This window comes from Lysobacter sp. H21R4 (genome assembly GCF_015277535.1).
Classification (GTDB): domain Bacteria; phylum Pseudomonadota; class Gammaproteobacteria; order Xanthomonadales; family Xanthomonadaceae; genus Novilysobacter; species Novilysobacter ciconiae.
On sequence record NZ_CP063772.1, the window covers coordinates 389,158 to 407,576 of the forward strand.

The window sequence follows — 18,419 nt, forward strand, 5'->3', positions numbered from 1 at the left end:
TTCACGGCAAACCCCGCCCGCGGGTGGGGAATCGCGCCCGTCGCCTCGCTATGCTGTGCGGTCATTCGACCCGGACGACACCCATGCGCGACGCCCTGGTATTCGGCGGCAGCGGCCAGATCGGCAGCGCACTGCTCGCGCGCCTGGCGCCGGCGCAGTGGCGGGTGGCTGCGGTGTCGCGTCAGGCCCGTCCAGAAAACCCGGACGAGCCCGGTAACGGCGTGCGCTGGCTCACCGGCGAGCTGGACGCACCGCCCGTCCTGCCATCGCGGGTCGACGCGATCTTCAGCTGCGGTCCGCTGGACGGCTTCGCGCGCTGGTACGCGGCTGCCGGGATTGATGCGGCGCGGGTGGTGGCGTTCGGCTCGACCAGCGTGGAGACCAAGGAGCGCTCCGACGACCCGTTCGAGCGCGACCTGTCGGCACGGCTGGCCACCGCGGAGCGCGTCCTTTTCGAACGCGCGAAAGAGCGCGCCGCCGCATTGACCGTCCTGCGCCCGACACTCGTCTACGGCGTGGGCCGCGACGCCAACCTGACCCGGATTGCGGCGCTGGCGCGGCGCTGGGGGTGGTTTCCGCTGCCAGGCGGCGCGACCGGGTTGCGCCAGCCGGTGCATGTGGCCGATCTGGCCGAAGCCGCGTTGGCATGCCTCGACCGCCCGGCAAGCCACGGCCGCGCCTACGCGGTGCCGGGCGGGGAGTCACTGAGCTACCGCGAGATGGTGGCGCGGGTGCTCGCCTGCCTGCAGCCGCCGGCACGCCTGCTGGAATTGCCGCGTCCGCTGTTTGCCCTGGCGCTGCACGCCGCGCGCATCAGCGGCCGCGCCAGCGGGCTGGGCGATGCCGCGATCGCACGCATGCAGCAGGATCTTGTCTTCGATCCCAATCCCGCGCAGCGCGACTTCGCCTACCAACCGCGGCCGTTCGAGCCGGTCGATGCGATGTTCCGCCGTCCCTAGATATCGCGCGCCAGCGGCATCGTGCGCGCCTTGCGCAGCGCCCGCAGCGCCACGCCCAACACACCGCCGAGCACCATCGCGCCGCCGATGAACAGTCGCGGCCCCGGGCGGTCACCCCAGAACGCGATGCCCAGCCCGACCGCGATCACCGGCGTCAGCAACAGCCACGGCGTGACCTGGGCGACCGGGTAGCGCTGCATCAACACGTAGTACAGGCCGTGGCCCAGCAGCGAGGACACCAGCGCGGCGTAGACCACGCAGGCCCAGGCCACCCAGCTCGCCGACGGCAGCGCAGCGAAGCCGCCCGGCTCGATCGCCGCACTGATCGCCAGCAGCGGGAAGATCGCGATGATCGACGTCCAGCCCTGCATGCTGAAGGTGTCCAGCCCTTTCAGGCCCTTCATCAACACCGTGCCGATGGCCAGGAACAGCGCGGCCGCCAGCATCAGCAGCACCGCCATCCAGTTGCCCAGCACCGAGGGATCCAGTCCCAGCACCAGCACGCCGGCGAAGCTCACCGCGATCGCCAGTCCGGTACGCCAGGCGAAGCGCTCGCCCAGCACGACCCACGCCAGGATCGCGGTCATCGGGATGTAGCTTTGCACCACGATCGCCGGCGAGGACAGGTCGCCGGACATCTTCAGGGCGACAAAGCTCAGGCCGAAGTGGGCCACGCCGATGCACAGGCACACGCTGATCAGGCGCGGCCACTGCCCGGGCGGCGGCCGCCTGGTCCAGAACACCAGAACGGCACCGAGCGCGGCAAAGCGCAGCGCGGTGAACAGGAAGGGCGGGATCTCCTGCAGCGCGATCGCCGAGGTGAGGAAGTTGCCGGCCCATGCGAAACAGATCAGCAGGACCAGGGAAATATCGCGCGGGGACATGCGGGCTCAACGAATTGCGCCCGCGGTGCGGGCAGGGGAGTGGTACTGCGGGGAGACCTACTGCGGAAAAACGTGCGCGATCGTGCCGGAAGTGCTGTGCCGGCATGGCTCAGTAGCACAGGCCCATCCTGCGGTAGAGCTTGGACAGCACCCAGGCCGGGCCGATCAGCAGGTAGGTCAGGTCGGTGAGGAAGCTGGGCTTGCGACCCTCGATTTTGTGGCCGACGAACTGGCCGATCCAGGCGACCACGAACACCGCGATCGCGCTCCACAGCAGCGCGCGCATGCCATGGGTCTCAAAGATGTAGCCCGACAGCAAGGCCATCAGCAGGAACATCCCCAGCATCCCCAGTCCCAACCGGCGTGACTGGCGGTAATAGAACACCGTCGCGGCCACGATCGCCAGGCCGGCCCAGAAGCCCGGCCGGAACCAGGTGCCCGGCGCCGGGATGCACCACAGCAGCGCCACCACGCTCCAGGCAATCGCCGGCACGCAGACCACGTGGATCCACTGGTTGGTGCTGTTGCGATGGTCATCCGAGTAGCTGGCAAACCAGCGGTCGATCCTGCGCGTGCCTGCGTCCATGTCACCTGCTCCCTGCGATGGTTCCGCGCCAGCCATCAGTCGATGCGGATGCCGGCCAGCTTCTGCAGCGCATCCGCGTAGCGCGCGCGGGTGCGTTCGATCACTTCGGCCGGCAACACCGGTCCGGGCGGCATCTTGTTCCAGTCCAGCGTTTCCAGGTAGTCGCGCACGATCTGCTTGTCGTAGCTCGGCGGGCTGCTGCCGACCTGGTACTCGTCGGCGGGCCAGTAGCGCGAGGAGTCCGGCGTCAGCATCTCGTCCATGACATACAGATGGCCGTCGACGTCGGTGCCGAACTCGAACTTGGTGTCGGCCAGCAGGATGCCGCGCTCGGCGGCAAAGTCGGCGGCGAAGCGGTACAGGCGCAGGGTCGCATCGCGCACCGCCTCGGCCAGCTCGGCGCCACACAGGCGCACGGCGGTGTCGAAGTCGATGTTCTCGTCGTGCTCGCCGGCGTCGGCCTTGGTGGAGGGAGTAAAGATCGGCTTGGCCAGTTTTTCCGCCTGGCGCAGGCCGTCGGGCAACTCGATGCCGCTGATGCGGCCGGTGCGCTGGTAGTCCTTCCAGCCGCTGCCGATCACGTAACCGCGGGCGATGCACTCGATCGGCACCGGCTTCAGGCGTTTGGCGACCACCGAGCGGTCCGCGTACAGCGACGGGTCCACCCCAGCTGGCAGCACCGAGGCGACGTCGATGCCGGTCAGGTGGTTGCGCGCGATGTGCTCGGTCTTCTCGAACCAGAAATTGCTGATCTGGCAGAGCATCTCGCCCTTGCCCGGGATCGGATCGGGCAGGACCACGTCGAACGCGCTCAGGCGGTCGGTGGCGACGATCAGCAGGTAGTCGCCCGCCGGGGTGTCGGCGGGCAGCAGCGTGGACGGCAGGTCGAACACATCGCGGACCTTGCCGCGGTGGCGCAATGGCAGGCCCGGCAGGTCGGATTCGGATAGCGAACGTCGCAGCATGGTCGTGGACAAATGGAGCCCCTCGGTGTCACGCACAGCATTGCAGAAACCTGCCGCGGAGCGCCGCTGGATTCGCGCGCCGGCGCGACAGGGCCGGCCAGTGTACGCCGGGTCGGGGCGGCGTGCAGGTACACTGGCGATCGATCCACGACCGTCCCCGGAGCGCGATGAAACGCTGGTATGGAAAACTGCTGGGCCTGTTTGCCGGAGCCGCCTTGCTGCGGTTCAACCCGCTGCTGGGCGGCCTGGTCGGCCTGCTGATCGGTCACGCGTTCGACACCGACTGGTTCCAGCTGCGCCGCGACAATCCCTATGCCGTGCTGGGCCTGACGCCGGAGGCCACCCAGGCCGAGGTCGAGCAGGCCTATCGCCGCTTGATCTCCCAATACCACCCTGATCGGATGCCCGGCGTCGCCGATGAGCTGCGCAAGCAGGCCGAGATCCGGGCCGGCGAGATCAACCGCGCCTACAAGCAGATCAAATCCAAACGTCCGCGCGCCTGAGCCTTCCACGAGTCCCGCCATGCAGCCTACCGTCATCGCCCCGTCCATCCTCTCGGCCGACTTCGCCCGCCTCGGGGAGGAAGTCGACAACGTCCTCAAGGCCGGTGCCGACTGGGTCCATTTCGATGTGATGGACAACCATTACGTGCCCAACCTGACCATCGGGCCGATGGTCTGCCAGGCGCTGCGCAAGCACGGCGTCACCGCGCCGATCGACGTCCACCTGATGGTCGAGCCGGTGGATCGCCTCGTGCCCGACTTCGCCAAGGCCGGTGCCAGCCTGATCAGCTTCCATCCCGAGGCCAGCCGCCACGTTCACCGCACCATCCAGATCATCAAGTCGCACGGCTGCCAGGCCGGCGTGGTGCTCAATCCGGCGACCCCGCTGGACGTGCTGGACTGGGTGCTGGACGACCTCGACATGGTGTTGCTGATGTCGGTCAACCCCGGTTTTGGCGGCCAGTCGTTCATCCCCTCGACCCTGGACAAGCTGCGCGAGGCACGCCAGCGTATCGATGCGATCGGCAAGCCGATCCGCCTGGAAATCGACGGCGGGGTAAAGCCCGACAATATCGCCGAGATCGCCAAAGCCGGGGCCGATACGTTTGTCGCCGGCTCGGCGATCTTCAATGCGGCCGATTACGCCGAAGTGATCGGGCGGATGAAGGCAGCGGTCGAAGGGATACGGGGCTGAACCCGCGGACGGTCGTCGCTTGACTTGCTTTACGGGGATATATCCCCGATTATAGGTGACGCATACACAGGAGAAGTCCGTGAGCGTCCCCGCCAACCAGGTTTTGAATCTCCAGTCCGACCAGACCCGCAAGGACCTGGCCCGCACGGTGGCGGCGCTGTTCGAAAAATGGGGACTCTCGGCGGAGGAACAGCTGATCCTGCTCGGCATGAGTCCGGAGAGCCGCAAGGTGCTGCCGCAATACCGTCGCGGTGAGCGGGCGTTGCCCAACGCGCCCGACACGCTGGCACGGGTCGGCTACCTGCTCGGTATCCACAAGGGCCTGCGGTTGCTCTTCCCGGAAAGCGAGGCCCTGCGGTTTGGCTGGGTGAAACTGCGCAACCGGGTGCTGGAAGGCCACACGCCGCTGGAAGTGATGTTGACCGACGGCCTGCTGGGCGTCGCGCGGATCGCGCGCTTCATCGATTTCCAGCGGGGCCAGTAGTGGAGGTTCTGGACACGCTGTCCCGCGTGGACGCGCAATTGTTCCGGAACATCACTTCACTGCGACTCAGCGAAAATCTCTTCGATGATCTGGTGCCCGACCGGGCCGGCCAGGACGCGGCGATCGCGGCCGAGATGGCCGTGCGCAAGGTTGCCCCGGGCGTGATCGAGCGCGGCCTGTATTACTCGCAGGCGATCGACTACCCCTTCGCCAGCGACCCGGTCGTAGGCTCGCGCTTTGGCGACGGCACGATCCGCGTCTGGTACGGCGCGTTCGACGATGCAACCGCGCGCGCGGAGACGTGCTGGCACGCGCTGCGCCAGGGCAATGACCTGATCGACCCGCCGGAAACCGTGTTCGTGCGTTATCGCGCGGTCTATACCGTGCGGGCGCGAGGACTGTTTGCCGACCTTCGCGGCAAGGAGGTCGCCTTCCCCGAACTGGTGGGTGATGACTACGCGCCGACCCAGCCGATCGGCCGATATGCCGCCAACCAGGGGCTGGCCGGGCTGGTCTATCCCTCGGCCCGCTGGCCGGACGGCGAGTGCCTGGCCGCCTTCCGCGCCGCGCCGCTCTCCGACGCCGCGCTGGCGTACTACCTGACCTACCGGATCGACCTGGATACGCAGACGGTCGCGATCGAGCGGACCCCCGGAGTGGTCGACCAGCGCCTGCACATCAGCGAGTTGCGGCGAGTTGGCTAGGCGCACGTCTCGCGAACTGCTCCCGAGCCGCTCGTCACGGCGTGGTCGGTGATCAGCCTTCGTATTGCTGCCCCAGTGCCAGCAGTTCCGGCGTGCCGATCAGCTCATTGAGCTGGTCGAAGTCCAGCATATCGCTCTGGAAGGGGGCCGTGCTGTGGTGGCGATGCAGGCTGGCGTAATAGTTGCGCAGGGTATGCGCCACCGCGCGCGCGGTGCCGCCGGGGAAGATCACGATCCGGTAGCCGATCTCGCCAAGCACGTCCGAGCTCTGCACCGGGGTCTTGCCGCCCTCGACCATGTTGGCCAGCAGCGGGATCCGATCGGCGAAGCGGGCGCAGACGATGTCCATCTGCTCGCGACTGCGGACCGCCTCGATAAACAGCGCGTCCACGCCGCACTCCAGGTACGCCTCGGCACGGTCCAGCGCCGCCTCGAAACCTTCCACGGCAACGGCGTCGGTGCGCGCCAGGATCAGGGTCTGGTCGCTGCTGCGCGCGTCCAGCGCCGCGCGCAACTTGCCGCACATCTCCCCGACCGGAACGACGCCCTTGCCGTCCAGGTGCCCGCAACGCTTGGGAAAGGTCTGGTCCTCCAGCTGGATCATCGCGGCGCCGGCGCGTTCAAACGCGCGCACCGTACGCTGCGTGTTGAGCGCATTGCCGAAGCCGGTGTCGGCATCGACGATGACCGGCGTGCGGACCCGCTCGGTGATCCGCGCCAGGGTGTCAGCGACCTCGGTCGCCGTGGTAAGGCCGATGTCGGACCGGCCCAGCCGCGTATAGGCGATGGAGGCGCCGGAAAGGTACAGCGCCTCGAAGCCGGTCTGCTCCGCGATCAACGCGGTGAAGGCATCGTAGATGCCGGGCACGAGGACGGCGTTTGGCTGCTGCAGGCGTTGCTTGAGGGTTGTGTTCATGGGCACCGATGAGGGCTTGCGGGTCGGGGCACGCCAAGAGCCGACACGCACAGGAGCAGCGCGAGATGTCCGGACATTTGGCATGGCTGCCAAAGGATACATAGCTGCCGCCCGCTCCGCAGATACGGCCCACAAAAAACCCCGCAGATCCGCGGGGTTGGCTGGCATTCCGGGTCTTGGCCCGGAGTCATCGTCGTGTGGTGGCTATGGGTGGACTCGAACCACCGACCCCAGCATTATGAGTGCTGTGCTCTAACCGGCTGAGCTACATAGCCGACGATCTTCCGCCGCAAGCGCGCAGCGAGCCGGGAATTTTGAGCGCGCCGCGGGCCATTGTCAAACCTGACTGGACCGGGCCCCGTCGCTTGTGGGATGGCGGGGCGCGTGGCAGAGTCAGAGTCAGTCCAATCCGGAGTCCGTCTCGTGATCGATCCGGACGGTTATCGACCCAATGTAGGCATCGTGCTGATGCATTCCGACGGCCGCCTGTTCTGGGCGCGGCGGGTGCATAGGGATGGCTGGCAGTTCCCGCAGGGCGGGATGAACACCGACGAGACGCCGGTGGAGGCGATGTATCGCGAGCTGCGCGAAGAGACCGGCCTGCAACCCGACCACGTCGAAGTGCTGGGCGCCACGCCCGGTTGGCTGCGCTATCGCCTGCCGCAGCGCTCCATCCGTCGCAACGATCGCCTGGTGTGCATCGGCCAGAAGCAGGTGTGGTTCCTGCTCCGGCTGACGGGCAAGGAGTCCGACCTGCAGCTGGACGTCACCGAGAAGCCGGAGTTCGACCACTGGCGCTGGGTCGATTTCTGGTATCCGCTGGAGCATGTGGTGACGTTCAAACGCCACGTCTATGCCAGTGCACTGCAGCACCTGGCCCCCTTCGCGCGCCACGTCGCCGGTGACCAGGCGGTGCCGCCAGCCGGGCCGGTCCTGGCAGGGTGGTCGCGCCATCGCAGCAGGCCCCGTCCCACGCGACAGCACCCGGCGCAGGGCGGCAAGGGCGGCTGAAACGCGCTCCCGACTGAACCCGAACCGGCAGCTGATTGACAATCATTCTCATCTGTAGTGTGATTGCGACCGTAGCCGATCCGGCTGCCAACCCGGTCCAGTCAACGTGTACGTCTGTATCTGCAACGGCATCACCGATCACGACATCCGCCAGGCCGCCGAGGCGGGCTGCGACTCCATGGCCGAACTCACCATGCGCACCGGCGCCGGTTCGTGCTGCGGCAGTTGCGTGGACATGGCCAGTGAGTTGCTCGAAGAGACCCGCGCCGCGCGTGCGCTGCCGCTGCCGGTGCTTCGACACGCCGCCTGACGGCCTGCGTCGCTGATCCTCCAGGCGACAATGGTTCGCGCTTGCAGCTGCACCCGATTCGCATTCCGCCGATCCATGGCATGACCGTTTAGAGTGGTGTGATCCCCACGCAAAAACGGAGCATTGCCATGAAGGGCGACGCCAAGGTCATCGAGTTCCTCAACAAGGCGCTCTACAACGAGCTGACCGCGATCAACCAGTACTTCCTGCACGCCAAGATGCTGAAGAACTGGGGCCTGAAGGAACTGGCCGACCACGAGTACGAGGAATCCATCGACGAGATGAAGCACGCCGACCAGCTGGCGGAGCGGATCCTGTTCCTCGATGGGCTGCCGAATTTCCAGGCGCTGGGCAAACTGCGCATCGGTGAGAACCCGCGCGAGGTGTTCAACTGCGATCTGGCGCTCGAGATGGACGGACTGCCGTTGCTGCGCGACGCCATCGCTTACTGCGAAAGCGTCAGCGACTACGTCAGCCGCGAGCTGTTTGTCTCGATCCTGGAGTCCGAGGAAGAGCACGTCGACTGGATCGAAACCCAGCTCGGCCTGATGGACCGCCTGGGCGATCAGAACTACCTGTTGACCCGCACCGAGAAATAACCCGGATTCAAGTAATCCGGATTGAAGTGACGCGCACGCCCGCGAGCGCAGCAAGCCCGCGCTCGGCGGTCCCGGTTGGGCCGTTCCAGCTCAGCGCTGTGGGGTGGCGGTAGCGGATCGCCGGCGGCGGAAGATCATCCGCCAGACCCACCACAGCACCAGGGCCAGCACGATGCTGGTCACCACGACCAGCCCGAAGGCCACCCGCGGGTAGCTGAACACCAGCGCCAGCCCGCCCACGGTGGCGACATCCTCGGTGAGGCTGGCCGTCCAGTTGGTCACCGGCTCGGGCGAGGTATTGAGCACCGCCCGCGAGCCGGATTTGAGCGCGTGGCTGGCAAATGCCACGCCGGCGCCGGTGGCCAGTGCGCCCGCCCCGAGGCTGCCGTCGGGTGACATCGCCGCCGCGGCCAGGAACGCACCCGCGGGGATGCGCAGCACCGTGTGCAGCAGGTCCGACAGCGAATCGACCCCGGGGATCTTGTCGGTGAGGAATTCCGCTGCCGCCAGCACGCCCGAGATCCCCATCACCCAAGGCGATGCGGTGACTTCCAGGGCCTGGGGCAGGTCGAGCCAGCCGAAGAATCCGGCCAGCCCGATCCCGAACACCGTCATGTAGACGCGAACGCCGGCCAACCAGGCGAGAACTACGCCAATTGCGAACAGGTGCGCATCAGACATCGGGCAACCTCGCTAGAATCCGGGCCGGGTATGGGGAAAACAGAAACCACACGTTATGTGATCGTGCCGCATCGGCGCGGTCGCCGCACGATGTTGCTGTCGGCGCTGGTCGCCGGCTGGCTGGGATCGCTGCTGCTTGTCTGGGTCGCAACCAGCCTGCATGCGGCGCCGCAGCTGCCGGGGCTGAAGTCCGCCGCGGCCACCGCGCAAACCGAGCTGGCCGCGGCCAGAACCAGCCTGCAGCAACTGAGCCAGCGTGCGGCGACGCTGGAGCGCTCCGACCAGATCAGCCGCGTCGCCAACCGCGAGCTGCAGGACGAACTGTCGCAGCGCGAGGAAGAGATCAGTGGCCTGCGCGCCAACCTGGCCTTCTATGAGCGCGTTGCCGGGCCGGCTGCCAAGCAGCGCAAGGGGCTGAACGTGCATTCGCTGGAGTTCAAGCCCGAACGCGCGGGTACTTGGCGCTATCAGGCGGTGCTGACCCAGAACCTGGCCCAGGGGGCCATCAGCAGCGGCAAGCTGCGCTTTGCCATCGAGGGCGTTCGCGACGGCAAGTTGGCCACTGTCGGCTGGACCGATCTGCACCAGAGCAGTTCTGCGCCACCCCAGGACTACGCGTTCCGCTACTTCCAGCAGCTCGAAGGCAGCGTCATGTTGCCTCCCGGGTTCACTCCGCAACGGGTGCGCGTCGCGCTCCGCGGCGGCAGCGCCAACGTCGACCAGGCGCTGGCATGGACCCAATCATCGCAAATTGGAGACACCTGACATGCTCAAGAAGAAGGCGAGTGTTCCCGCCAGCCAGATCGATACGCTCATCGGTGCCCAGGTGGTGATCCGGGGCGATTTCCACTTCAGCGGCGGTCTCTACGTGGAGGGCCGAGTCATCGGCAAGCTGATCGCCGACGACGGTGAGAAAGCCGTCCTCACCCTGGCCGACAATGGCGTCGTGGAAGGCGAGGTGCGCGCGCCGGTGATGGTGATCAACGGCACGGTCAACGGCAATGTCTATGCCACCGAGCGCATCGAGTTGGGGTCCAAGGCGCGCGTCGACGGCAACGTGCACTACAAGGTGGTGCAGATGGCCGCGGGCTCGGTATTGACCGGTCGGCTGTTGCATGTGGATTCCGAGCACGCCTACGCCGGTGTGGAAGAGCTGGCCGAAGCTGAAGGGATGCCCCGCCTGGCGACCGTTAACGGCTGACGCTCAAGCAACACCGGGGTAGGCTGGCCGCAGACGCCCAGTGGGGCAGATCGACCGATACTCCGCCATGAATCCATCCGGATCGCCTTCGGAACCCAGTCCCACCGAACCTGCCGATGCCTCGACTCCCGCCCCGGTGGATAGTCCGACGGGGTCGCCCGAGGCCGCGCGAGAGCGGGATTGGCACGAGTCGAGCAGGCCCGACCCCACCGTGCACGACCCCACCGTGCACCACCCGGGGCCGGGGCACAGGCCGTCGTCGGCCGGCTGGCCTGCGCCACCGGCCGCCGTGCTCTGGGGTGTGTTGGCCGTCGCGATCCTGTTCGGCGGCTGGGGGCTGTGGCGCGCGCTTGCGGGCGGCGGTGACGTGCATGCGCGTCTGAGCGCCAGCGAGCAGGCCAACGAGGAATTGCAGGCGCGCCTGGACGAGATGCAGCAGAACGTCGCCACCCTGACCCGCTCCGACCAGATCAGCCGCGACGCCAATCGCGACCTGCAGGGCGCCCTGGCCGAGCGCGAGGAGGAAATCGCCGGATTGCGTGCGGACGTGGCCTTCTACGAGCGCCTGGTGGGTGCAACGTCGCAGCGGCGCGGCCTGACCGTACACGCCTTGCGGATGGCGCCGCAGAACGGCAACGCGTGGGAGTTCCAGACCACGCTGACGCAGAATCTCAACCGCGGCGCGGTCAGCAGCGGCCGGCTCAGCCTGGCCATCGAAGGCACCCTGGACGGCAAGCGCGAGGAACTGGTCTGGAGCGACCTGCGCCAGGGCGACGACGCCGACGGCGCTCCGTTCTCGTTCAAGTATTTCCAGCAGATCAAGGGCGATGTGTTCCTGCCCGACGGGTTCGCCCCGGTGCGGGTGACGGTGAAGCTGCAGCCGCGATCGGGCTCGCCGATCACCGAGTCCTTCAACTGGTCGGAGGTCACCGGCAACGGTCCGCAGGGCGGGGTGCCGCCGGCCGAAGCTGACTGACGCGCGCGCGGCGTCCGGCCGAGCTTGAATGCCTGCGGCCGACCCCCCATCCTGAGTGGATGGACAATCAGTTTATTCCGCTGCCCGGCCTCGACAGCGCCCCGGGCTACCAGTCGCTCGACAACGCCTTGCAGTTCACTGCCGCCGCCGCCGCGAAAGCCGCCGAGCTGGTGGCCGAGGAGGGCAACCCCGCGCTCAAGCTGCGCGTGTTCATCCAGGGCGGCGGTTGCTCGGGCTTCCAGTACGGCTTCGAGTTCGACGAAGAACAGGCCGACGACGACCTCGCGGTGAAAACCGATGCGGCAACGTTGCTGGTGGACCCGCTTAGCCTGCAGTACCTGATGGGCGCGGTGGTCGATTACACCGAAAGCCTGCACGGCGCGCAGTTCGTGATCCGTAATCCGAACGCGAAGACCACCTGCGGCTGCGGTTCCTCCTTCGCCGCGTGACGGGTGACGGGGCGCCGTTCGCATTCGTTGCGACCGGCGCATTTGCCGGGATAGACGCCGCGTTCCGTCGCGGCGACAGCACGCTTTTGCCGCATGCCGACCAGCCCGAGTGCCACGGGGCGCTGGACCGTGCCGATCGCCTGCGTGGTAATCCGACGGCACTGGCCGCGCTGTGGGCGAATGCCCGGGTGCTGCTGCTGGACGATGACGGTCGCGCGCTTGCAGAAGCCGACGGCAGCCTGTTCGCACCGACCGGCGCACAGATCAGCCAGGGACCCGGCGGCACCGGTGCGGCGATTTTCCTCGGCGTCGATGGCAGCGGGCGCGGCTGGTTCAGCCTCGATGCGAAGCTGGTGGCCCTGCACGCGCCCCGGCGCGTCGACCTGCGAACCGCGGCGGCCGAGTGGCCGGCGTTCGAGGCCGGCGTGTACGCGCAGGCACGCGCCCTGCAGCACTGGCGCGGCCGCTACCGCTACTGCAACGTCTGCGGCGGAGAGATCGGGTTCGAGCGCGGCGGCTGGCTCGGTCGCTGCCACCAGTGCGGCCAGGAGCATTACCCGCGTACCGACCCTGCAGTGATCGTCGCGGTAACCGACGGTGAGCGCCTGTTGCTGGGTCGGCAGCCGAGATGGGCGCCGCGCCGGTATTCGGTGCTGGCCGGATTCGTCGAGCCCGGCGAGACCCTCGAGCAGACCGTCGCCCGCGAAGTCATGGAGGAATCCGGCGTACGCGTGCGTGCGTGCCGCTACCTGGCCTCGCAGCCGTGGCCGTTTCCCGGCCAGCTGATGCTGGGCTTCATCGCGCTGGCGCATCCCGATCAGCCGCAGGTCGATGACGAGCTGGAAGACGCGCGCTGGTTCAGCGTGGACGAAGTGCGTGCCGCCACGGCCGGTGATGTCGACGACGGTGTCAGCCTGCGCCTGTCGGCCGCCATCTCGATCTCGCGCTGGTTGACCAACTGCTGGCTGCAGACGATGGACGCCGCGCACACGAGCACTCCCCGCTGAGTGCTGTGGGTCGCGCGGCAACGGCCGGCAACCCGCGTCCCGCCGCCGCAGTGCCGCTAGAATCGGCGAATGTGCGCAGTCGAAGCGCCGCGTGATCGCGCAACGTGAACTCCACGGCGTGACCCGCGCGACGTGAACTGCACGGCGTGAACCAGGAGGAAGCCAGCCAATGTCCATCACCCTGATCGCCACCATCGTGGCGCTCGTCCTGGGCCATCTGGCACCGTCGTTCGCGGCCACCGTCCGCAATTTCGGCTGGTACCGCGACCTGATCGCCTGGTGCAACGGTCGCTTTGGCGAGGACGGATTCTGGCGGGGTCGCTGGGGCGTCGTGCTGATCCTCCTGCCACCGGTGCTGGTCATCGGCGTGTTGCAGGCGTCGGTGGACGGCGGGCTGTGGGGGATTGCCGGGCTGTTGTTCGGTACCGCGGTGCTGTTCCTGTCCTGGGGGCCGCGTGATCTGGACCGCGATGTCGATGCGATCCTGGACGCTCCCGACCGCGCCAGCCGGCGCGAGCGCATCGCGCAGATGGTCGCGGAGGCGCAGACCCCCGGTGGCGGCTCCGGCCTGGTGGAAGCGGTGTTCCGCAACGCCCTGCGACGCTGGTTCGGGGTGCTGTTCTGGTTCCTGGTGCTCGGCCCCGTGGGCGCGATCACCTATCGCCTGAGCGTGCTCGCCGCGGTCGGCCCCATCGCCGGCGAGGTACCGTCCACCACCCGCGAGGGCGCGCGCATCTGGCTGGCGGTTCTGGAGTGGCCGGTGGCGCAGTTGATGACCCTGGCGCTGGCGCTGGTGGGGAACTTCGATAGCGTGCTAAGCGCGTGGCGCAACGCCGAGGGTGCGTCCTTGCGGCTCAGCAGCCGCTTCCTTGGCGCCGCGGCGCGGGCCAGCGTCAACAGCGAGCTAAGCGAGCAGGGCGATGTCTGGGTCTCGGATGAGGAAGACACCGAGAGCGGGATCGTCGCGCCTGCAGTCGGCATCGCGCCCCCGGACCTGCCCGAGCTGCGCGATGCCATGAGCCTGGTCTGGCGCAGCTTGCTGGCGTGGCTGGCGGTGCTGGCGCTGTTCGTGATTGCCGGCTTCGTCAGCTGACATAACGAGGTCAGACCGGCGCTCAGGCGTGATCCCCGCGCAGTTCGCGCACCTTCGCCTCCAGCATCCCGGCATCCACCTGCGCGCCGTCCATCGGCGCCGCCGCAACCACCTCGACCCGCGCGCGGAAGCCACGCGGGGCACGCATCCGGCCCAGCCGGCCCGCCTCGGCGCGTGCGCTGCGCCGGCTCCACATGCTGGTCCACATGCCGCGCAGCGCCATCGGGATCACCGGCACGGGGCGGCGCTCCAGCACTTTCTCGACCCCCGACTTGAAGGCGGCGATTTCGCCGTCGCGCGTCAGCGAGCCTTCCGGGAAGATGCAGACGATCTCGCCCTCCGCCAGCGCCGCGTCGATATCGTCGAATGCGCGCTGCATCAGTTCCGGATTCTCGCGCGCACCGGCAATCGGGATCGCCTTGGCGGTGCGGAAGAACCAGTGCATCACCGGCACGTTGAAGATCCGGTAATACATCACGAAGCGCACCGGCCGCGGAATGCAGGCGGCCAGGATCAGCGCGTCCATGTAGCTGACGTGGTTGCAGACCACCAGCGCTGCGCCCTCGTCGGGAATGCGGTCGATGCCGCTGGGCCGCAGCCGGTACAACGTGCGCACCAGCATCCAGCTCAGGAAGCGCATCAGGAATTCCGGAACGATGGTGAAGATCCACAGCGCCACCGCCGCGTTGGCGATGGCCAGTGCCAGGAACACCTGCGGGATGTCCAGCTCGGGCATCGGCACGCGCACGCCAGCGACCTCAAACGACGGCAGTTGCAGGGTGAGTCCGAGCACCGCGGCCAGCACGATGAAGCCCGAGTTCTGGATGTTCAGCCCGGCGAACACGCGCGACATCTCGGACTTGGGCGTGCGGCTCTGGATCAGCGCAAACAGCGGCACCACGAAGAACCCGGTGAACAGGCCGATGCCGAGCAGGTCGATGGTGGTCCGCCAGCCGCCCGGCTGTTGCAGGAAGCCCATTACGTCGAGGCCGGTCAAGCCCGCCGCGTCGGGCCGCGAGAGCGACAGATCGAGCAGGAAGGTGGTCATGCCGAACGCGCCCAAGGGCACCAGCCCGATTTCCACCGTGCGCGCCGAGAGCTTCTCGCACAGCAAGGAGCCCACGCCGGTGCCAACCGAGAACATCGCCAGCGCGAAGATGTACAGCGTCGCCGAGCCGCCCAGGTTGACCTCCGCGTAGGTGGGCAGCTGCGAGGTGAGCACGGTGCCGACGAACCAGAACCACGACACGCCGAGCACCGCGTTGCGCACCGCCAGTTGCTTCTTGGCCAGGCGCAATACGGCAAAGGATTCGGGAATCGGGTTCCAGTTGATCTTCAGCTCGGGCGCACCCGCGCTCGCCGGCGGAATCGCACGGCTGACCAGGTGCCCCGTGACGGCCAGCGCGATCACCAGCGCGCCGGCGACCCACGGCCCGTTGTCGCCGGCGGCGTTGAACACCATGCCGCCGATGATCATCCCGACCAGGATCGAGATCGAGGTGCCCATCTCGACCAGCCCGTTGCCGCCGGTCAGCTCGCGCGGGTGCAGCACGGTCGGCAGGATCGAATACTTCACCGGGCCGAACAGGGTCGACTGCAGGCCGGTGCCGAACAGGGCAACCAGAAGAACGGTGAGGTTCTGGGTCATGAAGCCGACCGCGGCCAGCGACATGATGGCGATCTCCATCGCTGTGGTGATGCGGATCAGCCTGGACTTTTCGACCTTCTCCGCGATCTGCCCCGCGAGCGCGGAGAACAGGAAATACGGCAGGATGAACAGCGCCGGCGCCAAGTTGGTGTAGAGCGTCTTGTCGGCGCTGCTCACGCCCAGCCAGAACAGCATGCCGATGATGGCCTGCCGGTAGACGTTGTCGTTGAACGCGCCCAACGCCTGGGTCAGGAAAAACGGCAGGAAGCGGCGCTGGCGCAGCAGTGCGTATTGGCTGTGCGAGCTGCCCGGTGGCGGCGTCCCGTCTGCCGGCGGCGTTCCGTCTGCCATGGAATTCCCCGAAATAGTGCCGGCGAGCCTAGCAGACCGGTTGCGTGCAGCGTTGCGCGCGGCTACGGATTCGCCTGCGACTCCGCAACGGCCGGAGCGCTGCCATCAGTCGCGCGCGATCGCCCGCCAGCCGATGTCGTGGCGGTGGAACTCCCCGTCCCAATGAATCCGGTCGACGACCCGGTACGCATTGCGCTGCGCGGCCGCCACATCCTCGCCCAGTGCGCAGACGCAGAGCACGCGGCCGCCGCAGGTGACGATCTCGCCGTCGACCAGCCTGGTGCCGCCGTGGAAGACCTTGCTGTCGCCGCCGTTGTCGGTCTCCGGCGGAATGCCGGCCGGGAAACGGATCACGTCGCCGGTACGCGGCGTGTCGGGATAGTTCGCCGCCGCCATCACCACGCCCAGCGAGGGTCGCGGATCCCACTGCGCCTGCTCCTGGTCAAGGCGCCCATCGATGCCAGCCTCGATCAGATCGAGCAGATCCGACTGCAGGCGCAGCATGATCGGCTGGGTCTCCGGATCACCGAAGCGGACGTTGAACTCGATGACTTTCGGCGTGCCGTCCGCGTCGATCATCAGTCCGGCGTAGAGGAAGCCGGTAAACGGGATGCCGTCGGCCGCCATGCCGTGCACGGTCGGCTCGACCACCTCGCGCATGATCCGCGCGTGGATCTCGTCGGTGACGACCGGGGCGGGAGAATAGGCGCCCATGCCGCCGGTGTTGGGGCCGGCGTCGCCGTCGCCGACGCGCTTGTGGTCCTGGCTGGTCGCCATCGGCAGCGCGGTCACGCCGTCCACGAGCGAGATGAAGCTGGCTTCTTCGCCGGTCAGGAACTCCTCGATCACCACCTGCGACCCGGCCGCGCCGAACGCGTTGCCCTGCAGCATGTCGATGACCGCCGCTTCGGCCTCGGCCAGCGTCATCGCCACGATCACGCCCTTGCCGGCAGCGAGGCCGTCGGCCTTGATCACGATCGGCGCGCCTTTCTCGCGGACGTAGGCGAGCGCAGCATCGACCTCGGTGTGGACGGCGTAGTACGCGGTGGGGATGCCGTGGCGGGCGAGGAAGTCCTTCGCGAACGCCTTGCTGCCTTCCAGCTGGGCAGCGGCGGCGCTGGGTCCGAAGATCCGGTGGCCGGCGGCGCGGAAGCGGTCAACGACCCCGGCCACCAGGGGCGCTTCGGGCCCGACCACGGTCATGTCGATGTTCTCGCGGGCGGCGAGCTCGAGCAGGCCGTCAATGTCCGTCGCGGCCAGATCGACGTTGCGGCACTTGGCCTCGGTCGCGGTGCCCGCATTGCCCGGCGCTACCAGCACCTCGGAGACGCGCGTTGACCCGGCCAGTTTCCACGCCAGCGCGTGCTCACGGCCGCCGGAGCCGATGACGAGGATTTTCATTGCGGTGTGTTTCCTGACGCGTGGCCGGCGATTTTACCCGACCCGCTCGATCGGCCGGACGGGTCCGCACAACGATGCCAGCGCCGGCCGGATATCGGGGAAGTCGAACACGAAACCCGAGGCGGTCAGTGCCTTGGGCACAACGCGCTGGCCTTCCAGCACGAGGTCGGACTGCTCGCCCAGCGCCAGCCGCAGCGGCCATGCGGGCGCCGGCAGCAATGCGGGTCGGTGGAGAACGCTGGCCGCGGCTTTGGCAAAGTCGGCCTGATGGACGGCGCCGGGGGCAACAAAGTTGTAGGCCTCGACCGGCGCGGGCGACGCCTGGCTGCTGTCTTCCCCGCGCGTGGTCTCGCGCGGCCAGAGATGGGCCATACCGCGCAGCAGGTCGTGGATGTGGATCCAGGACAACCACTGCCGCCCGGTCCCGGTCCGCCCGCCCAGGCCAAGCTTGAAGGGGAACAGCATCATCGGCAGCGCGCCGCCGTGCCCCAGCACCAGCCCGAAGCGCATGCACGCCACACGGACCCCGCAATTGGCGGCCTTGGCTGCTTCCGCCTCCCACGCCTGGCACAGCTGCGACATGAATACCGGCTGCGGTGGACTGTCTTCCGAGAGTGGCGTGTCGTCGCCCTGGGGTCGGACGCCGTAGTAGCCGATCGCCGAGCCGTTCAGCAGCAGCGCCGGTTTATGCGTGCTGCGCGCGATCCACTCCAGCAGGCTGCGGGTGGTGCCGATCCGGCTCTGCATCAACATCTGTTTGCGCCGATCCGTCCAGCGCGCGCCGAGGATCCGTGCGCCGGCCAGGTTCACGATCACGTCGACACGATGATCGTCCGGCAGAGATGCCATGTTGCCGACCGCATGAACCAAGCCATCGAACAGCGAGCGGGCACGCTCCGGATCACGCGAAAGCGCGGTCACCGTGTGGCCGTCGTCCAGCAGCGCGCGGACCAGCTCCTGGCCGATAAAGCCGGTCGCGCCGGTCACCAGGACGTGC

At 67.8% G+C, this 18,419-nt stretch carries 21 protein-coding genes, 1 tRNA gene and 1 pseudogene; 14 read left to right on the forward strand and 9 right to left on the reverse strand.

Annotation, left to right across the window (positions count from 1 at the left end):
* The first annotated feature begins 83 nt into the window (after window positions 1–83).
* Window positions 84–959 carry an NAD-dependent epimerase/dehydratase family protein gene (locus INQ40_RS01705; protein ID WP_228482082.1) on the forward strand — a complete coding sequence of 292 codons (876 nt, stop codon included), beginning with the start codon at window positions 84–86 and terminating at the stop codon, window positions 957–959.
* On the opposite strand, the gene INQ40_RS01710 is transcribed toward INQ40_RS01705, so the two are convergent.
* From INQ40_RS01710 to INQ40_RS01720, 3 genes are all read right to left on the reverse strand, one after another.
* Window positions 956–1,843 (reverse strand): DMT family transporter, encoded by an 888-nt coding sequence (locus tag INQ40_RS01710; RefSeq protein ID WP_194341288.1) that lies wholly within the window; start codon window positions 1,841–1,843, stop codon window positions 956–958. The two genes, INQ40_RS01705 and INQ40_RS01710, sit on opposite strands and share 4 nt — an antisense overlap.
* 109 nt (window positions 1,844–1,952) lie before the next feature.
* Window positions 1,953–2,429, reverse strand: coding sequence for an Mpo1-like protein (locus INQ40_RS01715; RefSeq protein WP_193985681.1), 477 nt, complete (start codon window positions 2,427–2,429; stop codon window positions 1,953–1,955).
* Window positions 2,430–2,464: 35 nt separating this feature from the next.
* Window positions 2,465–3,406: a phosphoribosylaminoimidazolesuccinocarboxamide synthase gene (locus tag INQ40_RS01720; RefSeq protein WP_194341290.1), complete on the reverse strand. Its 942-nt coding sequence runs from the start codon at window positions 3,404–3,406 to the stop codon at window positions 2,465–2,467.
* A 155-nt stretch (window positions 3,407–3,561) separates the two neighbouring features.
* On the opposite strand from INQ40_RS01720, the gene INQ40_RS01725 reads away from it, so the two are divergent.
* The 4 genes from INQ40_RS01725 to INQ40_RS01740 all read left to right on the forward strand — a co-directional run bounded on the left by INQ40_RS01725 (window position 3,562) and on the right by INQ40_RS01740 (window position 5,779).
* Entirely contained in the window at window positions 3,562–3,897 is a 336-nt protein-coding gene (locus INQ40_RS01725) for a DnaJ domain-containing protein (RefSeq protein WP_193985691.1), read from the forward strand.
* 19 nt (window positions 3,898–3,916) lie between these two features.
* Window positions 3,917–4,591, forward strand: coding sequence for a ribulose-phosphate 3-epimerase (gene rpe / locus INQ40_RS01730; protein WP_194341292.1), 675 nt, complete (start codon window positions 3,917–3,919; stop codon window positions 4,589–4,591).
* A 79-nt stretch (window positions 4,592–4,670) separates the two neighbouring features.
* A complete protein-coding gene (locus tag INQ40_RS01735; protein WP_194341294.1) occupies window positions 4,671–5,075 on the forward strand; it encodes an antitoxin Xre/MbcA/ParS toxin-binding domain-containing protein in 405 nt (134 codons plus the stop codon).
* Window positions 5,075–5,779 (forward strand): RES family NAD+ phosphorylase, encoded by a 705-nt coding sequence (locus INQ40_RS01740; protein ID WP_194341296.1) that lies wholly within the window; start codon window positions 5,075–5,077, stop codon window positions 5,777–5,779. The genes INQ40_RS01735 and INQ40_RS01740 overlap by 1 nt, the downstream gene beginning before the upstream one ends.
* Before the next feature lie 52 nt (window positions 5,780–5,831).
* On the opposite strand, the gene INQ40_RS01745 is transcribed toward INQ40_RS01740, so the two are convergent.
* Both INQ40_RS01745 and INQ40_RS01750 read right to left on the reverse strand, forming a co-directional pair.
* A complete protein-coding gene (locus INQ40_RS01745) occupies window positions 5,832–6,695 on the reverse strand; it encodes an oxaloacetate decarboxylase (RefSeq protein WP_194341298.1) in 864 nt (287 codons plus the stop codon).
* Between the two features lie 198 nt (window positions 6,696–6,893).
* Window positions 6,894–6,970, reverse strand: a tRNA-Met gene (locus tag INQ40_RS01750).
* A 148-nt stretch (window positions 6,971–7,118) separates the two neighbouring features.
* Between INQ40_RS01750 and INQ40_RS01755 the strand changes: the two are divergent.
* The 3 genes and pseudogenes from INQ40_RS01755 to bfr form a co-directional block, all read left to right on the forward strand.
* Window positions 7,119–7,598 (forward strand): annotated as a pseudogene (locus INQ40_RS01755) (RNA pyrophosphohydrolase); the annotation flags it as partial.
* A 214-nt stretch (window positions 7,599–7,812) separates the two neighbouring features.
* A complete protein-coding gene (locus tag INQ40_RS01760; protein ID WP_194341300.1) occupies window positions 7,813–8,016 on the forward strand; it encodes a bacterioferritin-associated ferredoxin in 204 nt (67 codons plus the stop codon).
* A 128-nt stretch (window positions 8,017–8,144) separates the two neighbouring features.
* A complete protein-coding gene (gene bfr / locus INQ40_RS01765) occupies window positions 8,145–8,615 on the forward strand; it encodes a bacterioferritin (protein WP_194341302.1) in 471 nt (156 codons plus the stop codon).
* Window positions 8,616–8,705: 90 nt separating this feature from the next.
* Here the strand turns inward: bfr and INQ40_RS01770 are convergent, their stop codons facing one another.
* Entirely contained in the window at window positions 8,706–9,296 is a 591-nt protein-coding gene (locus INQ40_RS01770) for a DUF4126 domain-containing protein (RefSeq protein ID WP_194341305.1), read from the reverse strand.
* Between the two features lie 63 nt (window positions 9,297–9,359).
* Here INQ40_RS01770 and INQ40_RS01775 point away from each other — a divergent pair, with 63 nt between their 5' ends.
* The 6 genes from INQ40_RS01775 to INQ40_RS01800 all read left to right on the forward strand — a co-directional run bounded on the left by INQ40_RS01775 (window position 9,360) and on the right by INQ40_RS01800 (window position 14,022).
* The gene (locus INQ40_RS01775; RefSeq protein WP_228482083.1) at window positions 9,360–10,061 is read left to right on the forward strand and encodes a DUF6776 family protein; all 702 of its coding nucleotides are present in this window, start codon (window positions 9,360–9,362) and stop codon (window positions 10,059–10,061) included.
* A 1-nt stretch (window position 10,062) separates the two neighbouring features.
* Window positions 10,063–10,497, forward strand: a complete 435-nt coding sequence (locus tag INQ40_RS01780) for a polymer-forming cytoskeletal protein (RefSeq protein WP_194341309.1) — start codon at window positions 10,063–10,065, stop codon at window positions 10,495–10,497.
* Window positions 10,498–10,708: 211 nt separating this feature from the next.
* Window positions 10,709–11,473, forward strand: a complete 765-nt coding sequence (locus INQ40_RS01785; RefSeq protein ID WP_228482084.1) for a DUF6776 family protein — start codon at window positions 10,709–10,711, stop codon at window positions 11,471–11,473.
* A gap of 59 nt (window positions 11,474–11,532) precedes the next feature.
* A complete protein-coding gene (erpA, locus tag INQ40_RS01790; RefSeq protein WP_193985715.1) occupies window positions 11,533–11,922 on the forward strand; it encodes an iron-sulfur cluster insertion protein ErpA in 390 nt (129 codons plus the stop codon).
* An 86-nt stretch (window positions 11,923–12,008) separates the two neighbouring features.
* Entirely contained in the window at window positions 12,009–12,929 is a 921-nt protein-coding gene (gene nudC / locus INQ40_RS01795; protein ID WP_194342362.1) for an NAD(+) diphosphatase, read from the forward strand.
* Window positions 12,930–13,098: 169 nt separating this feature from the next.
* The gene (locus INQ40_RS01800; RefSeq protein ID WP_194341311.1) at window positions 13,099–14,022 is read left to right on the forward strand and encodes a cobalamin biosynthesis protein; all 924 of its coding nucleotides are present in this window, start codon (window positions 13,099–13,101) and stop codon (window positions 14,020–14,022) included.
* Window positions 14,023–14,044: 22 nt separating this feature from the next.
* On the opposite strand, the gene INQ40_RS01805 is transcribed toward INQ40_RS01800, so the two are convergent.
* The 3 genes from INQ40_RS01805 to INQ40_RS01815 form a co-directional block, all read right to left on the reverse strand.
* Window positions 14,045–16,021, reverse strand: coding sequence for an MFS transporter (locus INQ40_RS01805; protein ID WP_194341313.1), 1,977 nt, complete (start codon window positions 16,019–16,021; stop codon window positions 14,045–14,047).
* A 105-nt stretch (window positions 16,022–16,126) separates the two neighbouring features.
* The gene (gene purD / locus INQ40_RS01810) at window positions 16,127–17,422 is read right to left on the reverse strand and encodes a phosphoribosylamine--glycine ligase (protein WP_194341316.1); all 1,296 of its coding nucleotides are present in this window, start codon (window positions 17,420–17,422) and stop codon (window positions 16,127–16,129) included.
* A 33-nt stretch (window positions 17,423–17,455) separates the two neighbouring features.
* Window positions 17,456–18,409, reverse strand: a complete 954-nt coding sequence (locus INQ40_RS01815) for a TIGR01777 family oxidoreductase (protein ID WP_255524277.1) — start codon at window positions 18,407–18,409, stop codon at window positions 17,456–17,458.
* Window positions 18,410–18,419 lie beyond the last annotated feature (10 nt).

What these genes read in the sequence shown, in the direction of transcription:
- INQ40_RS01705 (WP_228482082.1), top strand. Translation starts at nt 84, where the DNA reads ATGCGCGACGCCCTGGTATTCGGCGGCAGCGGCCAGATCGGCAGCGCA.
- INQ40_RS01710 (WP_194341288.1), bottom strand. Translation starts at nt 1,843, where the DNA reads ATGTCCCCGCGCGATATTTCCCTGGTCCTGCTGATCTGTTTCGCATGG.
- INQ40_RS01715 (WP_193985681.1), bottom strand. Translation starts at nt 2,429, where the DNA reads ATGGACGCAGGCACGCGCAGGATCGACCGCTGGTTTGCCAGCTACTCG.
- INQ40_RS01725 (WP_193985691.1), top strand. Translation starts at nt 3,562, where the DNA reads ATGAAACGCTGGTATGGAAAACTGCTGGGCCTGTTTGCCGGAGCCGCC.
- rpe (WP_194341292.1), top strand. Translation starts at nt 3,917, where the DNA reads ATGCAGCCTACCGTCATCGCCCCGTCCATCCTCTCGGCCGACTTCGCC.
- INQ40_RS01745 (WP_194341298.1), bottom strand. Translation starts at nt 6,695, where the DNA reads ATGAACACAACCCTCAAGCAACGCCTGCAGCAGCCAAACGCCGTCCTC.
- bfr (WP_194341302.1), top strand. Translation starts at nt 8,145, where the DNA reads ATGAAGGGCGACGCCAAGGTCATCGAGTTCCTCAACAAGGCGCTCTAC.
- INQ40_RS01770 (WP_194341305.1), bottom strand. Translation starts at nt 9,296, where the DNA reads ATGTCTGATGCGCACCTGTTCGCAATTGGCGTAGTTCTCGCCTGGTTG.
- INQ40_RS01780 (WP_194341309.1), top strand. Translation starts at nt 10,063, where the DNA reads ATGCTCAAGAAGAAGGCGAGTGTTCCCGCCAGCCAGATCGATACGCTC.
- erpA (WP_193985715.1), top strand. Translation starts at nt 11,533, where the DNA reads ATGGACAATCAGTTTATTCCGCTGCCCGGCCTCGACAGCGCCCCGGGC.
- INQ40_RS01800 (WP_194341311.1), top strand. Translation starts at nt 13,099, where the DNA reads ATGTCCATCACCCTGATCGCCACCATCGTGGCGCTCGTCCTGGGCCAT.
- INQ40_RS01805 (WP_194341313.1), bottom strand. Translation starts at nt 16,021, where the DNA reads ATGGCAGACGGAACGCCGCCGGCAGACGGGACGCCGCCACCGGGCAGC.
- purD (WP_194341316.1), bottom strand. Translation starts at nt 17,422, where the DNA reads ATGAAAATCCTCGTCATCGGCTCCGGCGGCCGTGAGCACGCGCTGGCG.